The sequence below is a fragment of the Streptococcus oralis genome (genome assembly GCF_004127215.1).
GTDB classification, from domain to species: domain Bacteria; phylum Bacillota; class Bacilli; order Lactobacillales; family Streptococcaceae; genus Streptococcus; species Streptococcus oralis_BD.
The window spans coordinates 1-11,565 of the sequence record NZ_QEWJ01000019.1 but is presented as its reverse complement, the minus strand read 5'-3'; the positions used below and the strand labels follow the sequence as shown (position 1 = coordinate 11,565).

The following is an 11,565-nucleotide window of genomic DNA, read 5'->3' as shown; positions in this document are numbered from 1 at the left end:
ATTGTGGACTACATTGATTACTACAACAATAAACGAATTAAGATAAAACTAAAAGGACTCAGTCCTGTGCAATACAGAACTAAATCCTTCGGATAAATTAATTGTCTAACTTTTTGGGGTCAGTACACTCAGAGTCTCTTGCTTTTTAGCATGTCGTAAGCTTTTATTTTTTTACTTCTTGTTTATAAAACTCTTTCAGTGCATCTTGCCAGCTTGGAATGACGAAACCTGTTGCCTTTGCTTTTGCCAAACTCATAGTTGAGTTGAGTGGACGTTTAGCCTTGGCAGGAAACTTGCTAGAGTCCACTGGCACTACTTCGACATCACTGTCTTTAAGAATCTCGACAGCAAAGTCATACCAAGTGGTATCTTCAGTGGAGTCATTTGACAAATGGTAGTAACCAAACTCTTTTTGATTATCAGTCAAGTAGGTCATGAATTCGGCCAAGGTACGTGTCCAGGTTGGGCGACCGTGTTGGTCATTGACCACTGTGAGTGTTTTATGGATTTTAGCAAGATTTTGCATGGTAAAGACAAAGTTCTTACCATAATTTCCAAAGACCCAAGCAGTACGGATGATGTAATGCTGTGACGTAAGGTTTTCAACGAGTTCTTCACCCATTCGCTTGGTACGTCCGTACTCTGTTTGCGGATCAGGTAGGTCATCGACTTCCCACTCTTGTCCGATAGGTTTCTTTCCATCAAAGACATAGTCTGTCGAGATATAGACTAGAGTAGCTCCGTATTTCTCAGAGGCCTTGGCTACATTTTCAGTTCCAGTTACGTTGATGGCAAAATCAAGTTCTTTCCCCTCGTCTTCAGCTGCGTCAACAGCAGTGTAGGCTGCACAATGATAGACTAGAGTTGGCTTAACTTCAGCAAAGACTTTTTCAACCATTTCAGACTTAGTGATATCCATTTCGGCCACATCCACTGCAACATAGTCCACATTTCGTTCATCTAGTAAATAACGTAGTTCGGTACCGAGTTGACCATTTGCACCTGTAATTAATATCATTGTCTTCTCCTTCTCTTTTCTTCTATTTAATCATAGCAAAAAAGTGATAAAAAATCTTCTATTTACTCAATATTTTAAATACAAAAGTGTAAGTAATTAAGAATAGAGTCTAAATAACATTTATAATGTGGTATATCAACAAAAATTCAGAATTCAATGTTGTAGTAGTTTATGTGTCTTGAATATACAATATTAAATGCACAATAAAAAACTCATAAGATTTTCTAGTAAAATAGAATTGAACGAACTAGTTACGAAAGGAAATCTTATGAGCTCCCATCATTTCACCATAGACAATCGTGAAAGTATCCTCATTTACCGTATGCAAGGCCTAAATTTTTTTCAAATTTCTAAGTTGCTTCATCATCCTTCCAGCATTAGTCGCGAGTGGAAACGTCATACGAAAGAAAACATCTATTCTCCCAACAAAGCACAGGAATCTTACCATATTGCTAAATCACACTGTAGGCGGAAATGGATACTTGAAATAGATCACAATTTAAGCAATACCGTCAAACATCTATTTCTCAATTATCAATGGTCTCCTGAAGAAATGGAAGGTCGGTTTCGATTAGAGTATGGTAAAGCTGTTATCAGTTATCAAACAATTTATAGGCCATTTACAGAGAGCATTTTGATGATAGCTCACTATCTCGTAGTGTCATTCGCAAGCTCCGCCATCGTGGGAAAACTAGAAAAGCTTGTTTAGTGACTCTAACGGATCGCTATTCTCGTTTTCTAAAAATCCAGAAGGTAGATGTCAAGAAAAGTAAGTTGGTAATAGAAGCTATGGTAAAAATGTTAGAGCCCTTGCCGAAAGAAACCGTCACTCCAGATAGAGGAAAAGAACTCACCTATCATTAGAAATTGAGTGATCAATTAAAAATTGAAGTCTATTTTACAAAAGGAAGGGATCTTACAGTGGTTGATGATCAAATCATTCAGCTGTGGGAGAACAAACTAAATAATAGGCCACGAAAGTGTCTTAACCGGAAAATAGCTTATGAAGTTTTCTATGAAGAAAATGTGCACTTAATTTGACAATTCAAGATAGATAAAATAGTGCTTGATTCTGGAGATTAGATAGAACTCTAATGACAGAGAGAGAAAAATTAAACATTAGTATAAGAGAGATTCGACAGAAGAAAAATTACCCAATTTGTAAAATTGAAATTGTAGCAAAATAATACAGATAAGTTGAGTACTAATCCCATCTAATAGGTTTACCGCTATACTATGTAACTATCGAGTGCCAATAGCTAAAACCTCCTGAGAAAGAATATTCTCAGGAGGTTGTTTTTATTATGGCTGTCCTGTTTGAGGAGCCTGATTTTGTTGATTAGGGTTTGTATTTTGTTGAGGTGAATTTGGTTGCTGACTGTTGCTCGTGTTTGGAGTTGTATTTGGGGGAGTCGTAGTAGTTTGCGATGTACTTTCAGAAGTAGAGGTTTCAGGGATAGAACGCTGTGGGGGAGATGGATTTGTCCATGTAGAGCGTGTTCCATTTTTAAAGATGAATTCTCCGCTTCGATAGAGACCCTCCGGCATGGTCCAATCACCAGGGGAGTCATCTTCAGAAAGATAAGTCATCATCGAACGATAGACCTTAGCAGCGACGTAGAAACCATCCCCAACGATAGGAGTGAGACGGTTAGAATAACCAGTCCAAACAGCCATTGAGTATTTACGAGTATAGCCGACAAACATTTCGTCAGGAGCTACATATCCAGAGTTCTTAATGTATCTCTCAATCTCGTCATCTGTGTAGTTTGATGTACCAGTTTTACCAGCTTGTGGTAGCCATGAGAGATAGGCACCACGACCAGTTCCATAGGTTAGGACAGTTTTCATCATCTCCGTCATCATGTAGGCAGTAGTTTCTTTCATAGCCCGTGTACCAGGGTCAGAAAATTCTTTTGAACTACCATCGCTAAAGACGACCTTGTTGACATACATTGGTTTACGGTAGATACCACCATTAGCAAAAGCCGCGTAAGCAGCAGCCATCTTCTCACTACTTGCTCCATACTTTTTATCAGATTCGGTTGTATTACTTGAAATAGCATTAGCATAGTGTATGCTTGGGTAGTCAATGCCTAGTCCATTTAGAAACGTCTTGGCACGATCTAGTCCAACCTTATCGAGCGTTTCTACAGCTGGCACGTTTCGTGACTGTTGTAGGGCGTACTGTAATGTAATATTTCCAAAGTAACTCTTATCCCAGTTGTAGACAGGGGTGTCAGTTCCAGGATAGTTATAGGGAACATCGCGAACCATTGCAGCCGTAGAGTCATAAATACCATACTCCAAAGCAGGAGCATAATCAGTGATAGGCTTCATAGTAGAACCCCAGTCACGGTTGGTTTCAACAGCCTGATTGATACCGAAGGAAACATTGCTTGATTGGTGGCGAGCACCTAGCTGGGCAATCACCTTTCCGTTTGTGACATCAACGATGGTAGAAGCTACTTGCAACTCATCATCTGGATAATTAACGTATTCGTCGGTATTGTAGATATCCCAGAGACGTTGTTGGACATTGGAATCAACGTTGGTATAAACTTCCATACCTGTAGTTAAAAGGTTGTAGCCCGTTTCCTGTTCAACTTGGTCGATTACCTCTTTGAGGTAATTATCCATGTGAGGTGGATAGGTGTTAGCTGACTTCAGACTTTGGAGACCATCAGTAATAGGGGTGTTGATAGCTTTTTCGTATTGCTCGGCAGTAATATAATGTTCCCCTTTCATCTCAGAGAGAACGAGATTTCGGCGTTCTTGAGCAGCTTCTGGATGTGAGTAAGGGTCATACTGATTTGGAGCTTGAGGCATTCCGGCTAAGAGAGCCAATTGGGGCAAACTTAAATCTTTGAGGTCTTTGCCGTAGTAATTTTGAGCAGCTGTCTGCATTCCGTAGTTACCGTTTGACATGTAGACCTTGTTGATGTAGTAAGTTAGAATCTCTTGTTTGGTTGCTTTTTGTTCGAGCTGAACGGCAAGCCATGCTTCCTGAGCCTTACGTGAAAGGGTCTGATCAGAAGTTGAAGTAGAGAAATAGGTCAATTTAATCAACTGCTGTGTCAGGGTTGAAGCCCCCTGAAGTCCCCCCCCCCACGAAGGTTTCGTAGAGTGGCACCGAGGATACGAATGGTATCGACTCCACGGTGATTGAAGAAACGATGGTCTTCGATTGAGACGATGGCATTGACCAACTCTGTCGGAATTTCGTTTGCTTGTGCATTGACACGTCGTTCTGATCCAAGATCGGCGATGAGTTCGTCTTTGTTGTCATAAATCTTACTAGACGTTGTAGCGACTAGTTTACTTTCGGATAGGGCTGGAGCCTTGCTCACATAGTAGAGGAAGAGACCTCCACCTAGCATAATAGCTGCGATAAATAAGGTCAAAAGGCAGATACTTACATACTTAGCTATTCGTAGGATAGTTTGTTTGTTCATCTTATTTTACCACCTAGTAAGTGTTCTTTGATAACGTCGAGATAGGGAATCTGAGGAAAAGCACCTGGCTCGATTGCATATCCAAATTCTCGAATATATCCAAGTGGCATTGACTTTTGTCCCTTATCCTTATGATAGAAACGAATGAGGTCAATGGCCGGCAATAAGTAGGTTTCTTGCTGAGAAGAAAAGTGAAGGAGGACAAAGCAGATACCTTGTTGGGCAAGGACTTGTTCCATATGACGAATCTGATGAGGATGAAAATTCTTCATCGGAATCGCATATTTTTGTCTGGTTTCCTTGGCTTCAAAGTCGATGTAGTATCCATCATAAACTCCCGAATAGTCTGTAGTTGAGGCTTGTCTGAAGTAGGCTTCAACGATCTTGGCTCGACTTCTTTGGGGATAATCAACACGTACGATTTGAATGGGGGTAGGTTTTTTGTGGATAACAGCCACTCCCTGTGACAGATAGTAGTCGTTGGTAGCATTGATCATCTTTTCAAAAGACATTCCCCGATTTGCGAAATTTTTTGTTTGTGAAGGGGAGACCTGCTTTTTCTGTGATGAAATTTTATGTGGATAGTTGACCATGGTTCTCCTTATTGGTACAATAACATCACTTCATTATATCATAAAATTACAAAGAAAGGTTAAAAATGGCAACGGTTTTAATTTTGGGCTACTCTGCCTTTGATTTGGGTTTGTTTAATGATAAGGATATCCGCCTTGAAATCATAAAAAAGGCTATCCGACGAGACTTAGAACGCCTAGCTGAGGATGGAGTGGTTTGGCTTGTCTTTACAGGGGCTCTGGGTTTTGAATACTGGGTGCTAGAAGTTGCTCGGGATATGAAAGCAGACTATGGATTTCAACTTGCAACGATTTTCGATTTCGAAACTCATGGAAGTAATTGGAATGAGGCTAATCAGGTCAAACTAAGTGAATTTACACAAGTTGATTTCGTTAAATACGCCTATCCACACTATGAGCATAAGGGACAACTGCGTGATTATCAGAAATTCTTGCTGGAAAATACGGACGGATGCTATCTCTTTTATGACGAAGAAAAGGAAAGCAAGTTAAGCTATTTTTACCAAATGATGAAAAATCAAGAAAACTATGTTACAAGAAGATTAACATTTGAGGACTTAAATGAATTGGCAGAAAATTTTCCCGAAAATTGAGGCTTTGACCTTGATTTTTGTTTGTTTTTTTATATAATAATACTAGCAACTGATAATGGAGATAGAGATGGCAAGTATTATTTTTTCAGCGAAAGATATTTTTGAACAGGACTTTGGACGTGAAGTTCGTGGATACAGTAAGGCAGAAGTGGACGAGTTCTTGGATGATGTGATTAAGGACTATGAAACCTATGCAGCTTTGGTTAAATCTCTTCGTCAGGAGATTGCTGATTTGAAGGAGGAATTGTCTCATAAATCGCAGACAACGCCGACTCAGCCGGATTCTATCGAAATGACGAGCACTACCTCGATGACAAATTTTGATATCTTGAAACGCTTAAATCGTCTCGAAAAAGAAGTATTTGGTAAGCAAATCTTAGACAACCAAGATTGATAATTGACTAAGGAATGAGTGCAATTTTTGGATAATCGCGTGAAGAGGTTCTCTTTTCATGAGGAAAGTCCATGCTAGCACAGGCTGTGATGCCTGTAGTGTTTGTGCTAGGCGAATCCATAAGCCTAGGGACGAGAAATCGTTACGGCAGTCGAAATGGCTAAGTCTTCGGATAGGTCAGAATAGGCTTGAAAGTGCCACAGTGACGGAGTCTTTCTGGAAACAGAGAGAGTGGAACGCGGTAAACCCCTCAAGCTAGCAACCCAAATTTTGGTCGGGGCATGGAGTGCACGGAAACGAACGTAGTACTCTGACTGCTAGCAGATTTATGCTGTTAGCGGTAGACAGATGATTATCGAAGGAAGTGGTCCTAGTCACTTCTGGAACAAAACATGGCTTATAGAAAATTGCATATAGGTTGGGGCTGAGAAATCTTTCTCAACCTCATTTTTTAAAGTGAACAAGAGAAAGGTCTTGCAAGACTAGAAATGAAAGAACAATTTAATTTAATCGCAACTGCTGCGGCGGGTCTCGAGGCTGTCGTTGGACGTGAGGTGCGAGACCTTGGTTATGATTGCCAGGTTGAAAATGGGCGTGTCCGCTTTCAAGGAGATGTGAAGGCAATCATCGAGACCAATCTTTTGCTTCGTGCAGCGGATCGCATCAAGATTGTAGTCGGAAGTTTTCCTGCTAAGACTTTTGAAGAGCTTTTTCAAGGTGTTTTTGCTCTAGATTGGGAAAACTATCTCCCGCTAGGAGCACGCTTCCCGATATCAAAGGCAAAATGTGTGAAGTCTAAACTCCACAACGAGCCCAGTGTTCAGGCTATTTCTAAGAAGGCTGTTGTGAAGAAATTACAAAAACACTATGCCCGTCCAGAAGGAGTTCCCTTGATGGAGACTGGTCCCGAGTTTAAGATCGAGGTAGCCATCCTGAAAGATGTGGCAACAGTCATGATTGACACGACAGGTTCTAGCCTCTTTAAGCGTGGTTATCGTACGGAAAAGGGTGGAGCTCCTATCAAGGAAAATATGGCAGCAGCCATTTTACAACTCTCTAACTGGTATCCAGACAAGCCCTTGATCGATCCGACCTGCGGTTCGGGGACTTTCTGTATCGAGGCGGCTATGATGGCTAAAAAGATGGCTCCTGGTCTTCGCCGTTCCTTTGCTTTTGAGGAATGGAACTGGGTTAGCGATCGGTTAATCCAAGAAGTGCGTACCGAGGCTGCCAAGAAAATTGACCATGAACTTGAACTGGATATTATGGGCTGTGATATTGATGCTCGTATGGTGGAAATTGCCAAGGCAAATGCCCAAGCAGCAGGTGTGGCAGGCGATATCACCTTTAAGCAAATGCGGGTACAAGACTTGCGCACAGACAAGGTAAATGGTGTCATCATCTCCAATCCGCCATATGGGGAGCGTTTGTCTGATGATGCAGGAGTTACCAAGCTCTATGCTGAGATGGGACAGGTGTTTGCGCCACTGAAAACCTGGAGTAAATTTATCCTGACGAGTGATGAAGCATTTGAAAGTAAGTACGGAAGTCCAGCTGATAAAAAACGAAAACTGTATAACGGGACCTTGAAAGTGGATTTGTATCAATACTTTGGTCAGCGTGTCAAACGCCAAGAGTTGAAATAGAAAGGAAGACAAATGAGTAACAAAACACAGGATCAGCAGAATCATGAGCAACAAGAAGCCCAATTTGATTTTGGAGAGGCTAAAGATTTGACAGTTGGTCAAGTCATTCGTAAAAATGAAGAAGTCGAAGCGGGTGTTCTGCCAGAAGACAGCATTCTGGATAAATATATCAAACAACACCGCGAGGAAATCGAGGCGGATAAGTTTGAAACACGTCAATTTAAAAAAGAAGAACTACTAGCAGCTCAGGCTCAAGAAGAATTGACACAGGAAGTTCCAGAAATCACTGAAGAATCGGCGCCAGTCATAGAGAAACCCGAGACAGTTTCAGAAGAAACGGTGTCAGATTCAGCTGAAACTACAAGCTCAGACGTGATTTTGCCTCCTTTAGGAGAAGAAAACAAAGACTTGGAGTCGCTTGTGTTGGAAAAGCAAGCGCCAGTAGAGGTTGCTGATGAAAAAGAAGAGGAAGAGACAGCTCTACTTTCCCGCTCAGCTCAGGCAGAATCAGAAACAACTTCTAATTCTAAAAAGAAGCGCGTGTTTGTTATCGGTTCGGCCTTAGCTGCAGTCCTTATCCTGGCAGGTGGTTACTATATCTATCGCCAAGTAGCTCGCTCTAACCAAGCTATCCAGTCTTCTCAGTCGTCTTCTAACAATCAAGAAACACAAACGGACCTACAAGAGTTTAATACCCTCTATGATGCCTTCTATACGGATGCTAACAAAACAGCTTTGAAAAATAGTCAGTTTGATAAGCTGGATCAACTAAAGACCTTGTTAGATAAACTTGAAGGTAGCCGAGAGCATACACTTGCAAAATCTAAGTATGATAGCCTAGCAACTCAAATCAAGGCTATCCAAGATATCAATGCCCAGTTTGAGACTCCTGCAATTACTGACGGTGTCTTGGATACCAATGCAAAAATCAAGGCAAATGCTAAATTTGCAGAAATTAAAACGGGAAATACAGAGCTAGATAAACTATTAGATAAGGCCATTAGCCTTGGTAAGAGTCAGCAAACAAGTGCCTCTAGTTCAAGTTCAAGTAGCAGTAGTCAGGAAAGTTCAAGCGCAACGACTGATAGTAGTACGAGCAGTTCGTCTGCATCATCTAGTTCTGCATCAAGTGCTCCAACTGCCCCAGCTAGTAATGATACAAACGGAGGCCTGTCTAGCGATGGCGTCAACCTTCAAAGAAGTGTCAGCCGTGTACCATACAACCAATCAGCTGTAGACGATAGCAACAACCCTGCTTGGACCTTTGCTGATGGTGTTCTGGAACAAATCCTAGCAACATCACGTGCTCGCGGTTATATCACAGGCAACCAATATATCCTAGAACGGGTCAATATCGTAAACGGAAATGGTTATTATAACCTCTACAAACCAGATGGAACCTATCTCTTCACCCTCAACTGTAAGACGGGTTACTTTGTCGGGAATGCTTCTGGCCATGCAGATGATTTGGACTACTAAGCAATCGTTACAAAATTCTTTCCTTTCATAGGTAAAAATGATAAAATAAAACATATTAAACAAGAGGAGTGTCACATGACAAAAGCTAACTTTGGTGTCGTAGGTATGGCCGTAATGGGTCGTAACCTTGCCCTAAATATTGAATCTCGTGGTTACACAGTTGCTATCTACAACCGTAGTAAAGAAAAAACAGAAGATGTGATTGCTTGCCATCCTGAAAAGAACTTTGTGCCAAGCTATGACGTGGAAAGCTTTGTAAACTCAATCGAAAAACCTCGTCGTATCATGCTCATGGTTCAAGCTGGACCTGGTACAGACGCAACTATCCAAGCCCTTCTTCCACACCTTGACAAGGGTGACATCTTGATCGACGGAGGGAACACTTTCTACAAAGATACAATCCGTCGTAATGAAGAATTGGCAAACTCAGGCATCAACTTTATCGGTACTGGGGTTTCTGGTGGTGAAAAAGGTGCCCTTGAAGGACCTTCTATCATGCCTGGTGGACAAAAAGAAGCCTACGAATTGGTTGCGGATGTTCTTGAAGAAATCTCAGCCAAAGCACCAGAAGATGGCAAACCATGTGTGACTTACATCGGTCCTGATGGAGCTGGTCACTATGTGAAAATGGTCCACAACGGTATCGAGTATGGTGATATGCAATTGATCGCAGAAAGTTACGACCTCATGCAACACTTGCTAGGTCTTTCTGCAGAAGATATGGCTGAAATCTTTACTGAGTGGAACAAGGGCGAATTAGACAGCTACTTGATCGAAATCACAGCTGATATCTTGAGCCGTAAAGACGATGAAGGCCAAGACGGACCAATCGTAGACTACATCCTTGATGCTGCAGGTAACAAGGGAACTGGTAAATGGACGAGTCAATCAGCACTTGACCTTGGTGTGCCATTGTCACTCATCACTGAGTCCGTATTTGCACGCTACATCTCTACTTACAAAGAAGAACGTGTGCATGCTAGCAAGGTGCTTCCAAAACCTGCTGCCTTCAAATTTGAAGGAGACAAGGCAGAGTTGATCGAAAAGATCCGTCAAGCTCTTTACTTCTCAAAAATCATTTCATACGCACAAGGTTTTGCTCAATTGCGTGTAGCTTCTAAAGAAAATAACTGGAACTTGCCATTTGCGGACATCGCATCTATCTGGCGTGATGGCTGTATCATCCGTTCACGTTTCTTGCAAAAGATTACAGATGCATACAACCGTGATGCAGACCTTGCTAACCTTCTCCTGGATGAGTACTTCTTGGATGTTACTGCTAAGTACCAACAAGCAGTGCGTGATATCGTAGCTCTTGCTGTTCAAGCTGGTGTACCAGTACCAACCTTCTCAGCAGCTATCACTTACTTTGATAGCTACCGTTCAGCTGACCTTCCAGCTAACTTAATCCAAGCACAACGTGACTACTTTGGTGCCCACACTTACCAACGTAAAGACAAAGAAGGAACATTCCACTACTCTTGGTATGACGAAAAATAAGTAGGTCTGCCATGGGGAAACGGATTTTATTACTTGAGAAAGAACGAAATCTAGCTCATTTTCTCAGTCTGGAACTCCAAAAAGAGCAATACCGTGTTGATCAGGTAGAGGAGGGACAAAAAGCCCTCTCCATGGCTCTTCAGACGGACTATGACTTGATTTTACTGAATGCTCATCTGGGGGATATGACGGCCCAGGATTTTGCAGACAAGCTGAGTCGGACAAAGCCAGCCTCAGTGATCATGGTCTTGGACCATCGAGAAGAATTGCAAGACCAGATTGAGACAATCCAGCGCTTCGCCGTTTCTTACATCTATAAGCCAGTGATTATTGATAATCTGGTAGCTCGTATTTCAGCGATTTTCCGAGGTCGGGACTTCATTGACCAACACTGTAGTCAGATGAAGGCTCCAACGTCTTACCGCAACCTACGTATGGATGTAGAACATCATACCGTTTATCGTGGCGAGGAGATGATTGCTCTGACGCGCCGTGAGTATGACCTCTTGGCTACTCTCATGGGAAGCAAGAAAGTCTTGACTCGTGAGCAGTTATTGGAAAGTGTCTGGAAGTACGAAAGTGCGACAGAAACCAATATCGTGGATGTTTATATCCGTTATCTACGTAGCAAGCTTGATGTAAAAGGTCAAAAAAGCTACATTAAAACTGTGCGTGGTGTTGGGTATACCATGCAAGAATAGAAAAGCAGTTGCAGTTGAACTGCACCCCAAAAGTTAGACAGAAAAAATCTAACTTTTGGGGTGTTTTATTATGAAATTGAGTTATGAGGATAAAGTTCAGATCTATGAACTTAGAAAACAAGGATATAGCTTAGAGCAACTTTCAAATAAGTTTGGGATAAACAATTCTAATCTTAGGTACATGAT

The 11,565-nt window shown here is 41.7% G+C and carries 9 protein-coding genes, 1 other RNA gene and 3 pseudogenes; 10 read left to right on the top strand and 3 right to left on the bottom strand.

Annotated features, from left to right (window positions below; all coding sequences use genetic code 11):
- The coding region (locus tag DF216_RS10200; RefSeq protein ID WP_164979025.1) for an IS3 family transposase at positions 1–96 on the top strand (96 nt) is incomplete at its 5' end.
- Between the two features lie 67 nt (positions 97–163).
- Here the strand turns inward: DF216_RS10200 and rfbD are convergent.
- A complete protein-coding gene (gene rfbD, locus DF216_RS10195) occupies positions 164–1,018 on the bottom strand; it encodes a dTDP-4-dehydrorhamnose reductase (RefSeq protein WP_129326769.1) in 855 nt (284 codons plus the stop codon).
- Positions 1,019–1,286: 268 nt separating this feature from the next.
- Here rfbD and DF216_RS11185 point away from each other — a divergent pair.
- A pseudogene (locus DF216_RS11185) lies at positions 1,287–2,059 on the top strand (transposase).
- A gap of 261 nt (positions 2,060–2,320) precedes the next feature.
- Here the strand turns inward: DF216_RS11185 and pbp1a are convergent.
- A pseudogene (gene pbp1a, locus DF216_RS10185) lies at positions 2,321–4,473 on the bottom strand (penicillin-binding protein PBP1A).
- Positions 4,470–5,066: a Holliday junction resolvase RecU gene (gene recU, locus DF216_RS10180; protein ID WP_061454050.1), complete on the bottom strand. Its 597-nt coding sequence runs from the start codon at positions 5,064–5,066 to the stop codon at positions 4,470–4,472. Before recU ends, pbp1a begins: the two are co-directional and overlap by 4 nt.
- Before the next feature lie 65 nt (positions 5,067–5,131).
- Between recU and DF216_RS10175 the strand changes: the two genes are divergently transcribed.
- The 8 genes and pseudogenes from DF216_RS10175 to DF216_RS10140 all read left to right on the top strand — a co-directional run.
- Positions 5,132–5,659: a DUF1273 domain-containing protein gene (locus tag DF216_RS10175; protein ID WP_129326768.1), complete on the top strand. Its 528-nt coding sequence runs from the start codon at positions 5,132–5,134 to the stop codon at positions 5,657–5,659.
- 67 nt (positions 5,660–5,726) lie between these two features.
- Positions 5,727–6,053, top strand: a complete 327-nt coding sequence (gene gpsB / locus DF216_RS10170) for a cell division regulator GpsB (RefSeq protein WP_061454052.1) — start codon at positions 5,727–5,729, stop codon at positions 6,051–6,053.
- 23 nt (positions 6,054–6,076) lie between these two features.
- Positions 6,077–6,458, top strand: an RNA gene (gene rnpB, locus DF216_RS10165) — RNase P RNA component class B.
- An 83-nt stretch (positions 6,459–6,541) separates the two neighbouring features.
- A complete protein-coding gene (locus DF216_RS10160) occupies positions 6,542–7,699 on the top strand; it encodes a THUMP domain-containing class I SAM-dependent RNA methyltransferase (protein ID WP_129326767.1) in 1,158 nt (385 codons plus the stop codon).
- A 12-nt stretch (positions 7,700–7,711) separates the two neighbouring features.
- Positions 7,712–9,178, top strand: coding sequence for a cell division site-positioning protein MapZ (gene mapZ / locus DF216_RS10155; protein WP_129326766.1), 1,467 nt, complete (start codon positions 7,712–7,714; stop codon positions 9,176–9,178).
- A gap of 75 nt (positions 9,179–9,253) precedes the next feature.
- A complete protein-coding gene (gene gndA / locus DF216_RS10150) occupies positions 9,254–10,678 on the top strand; it encodes an NADP-dependent phosphogluconate dehydrogenase (protein WP_000158772.1) in 1,425 nt (474 codons plus the stop codon).
- 11 nt (positions 10,679–10,689) lie between these two features.
- Positions 10,690–11,379 carry a response regulator transcription factor gene (locus DF216_RS10145; RefSeq protein ID WP_129326765.1) on the top strand — a complete coding sequence of 230 codons (690 nt, stop codon included), beginning with the start codon at positions 10,690–10,692 and terminating at the stop codon, positions 11,377–11,379.
- 70 nt (positions 11,380–11,449) lie between these two features.
- Positions 11,450–11,565: pseudogene (locus DF216_RS10140) on the top strand (transposase); the annotation flags it as partial.

What these genes read in the sequence shown, in the direction of transcription:
- gndA (WP_000158772.1), top strand. Translation starts at nt 9,254, where the DNA reads ATGACAAAAGCTAACTTTGGTGTCGTAGGTATGGCCGTAATGGGTCGT.
- recU (WP_061454050.1), bottom strand. Translation starts at nt 5,066, where the DNA reads ATGGTCAACTATCCACATAAAATTTCATCACAGAAAAAGCAGGTCTCC.
- rfbD (WP_129326769.1), bottom strand. Translation starts at nt 1,018, where the DNA reads ATGATATTAATTACAGGTGCAAATGGTCAACTCGGTACCGAACTACGT.
- DF216_RS10160 (WP_129326767.1), top strand. Translation starts at nt 6,542, where the DNA reads ATGAAAGAACAATTTAATTTAATCGCAACTGCTGCGGCGGGTCTCGAG.
- DF216_RS10145 (WP_129326765.1), top strand. Translation starts at nt 10,690, where the DNA reads ATGGGGAAACGGATTTTATTACTTGAGAAAGAACGAAATCTAGCTCAT.
- gpsB (WP_061454052.1), top strand. Translation starts at nt 5,727, where the DNA reads ATGGCAAGTATTATTTTTTCAGCGAAAGATATTTTTGAACAGGACTTT.
- DF216_RS10175 (WP_129326768.1), top strand. Translation starts at nt 5,132, where the DNA reads ATGGCAACGGTTTTAATTTTGGGCTACTCTGCCTTTGATTTGGGTTTG.
- mapZ (WP_129326766.1), top strand. Translation starts at nt 7,712, where the DNA reads ATGAGTAACAAAACACAGGATCAGCAGAATCATGAGCAACAAGAAGCC.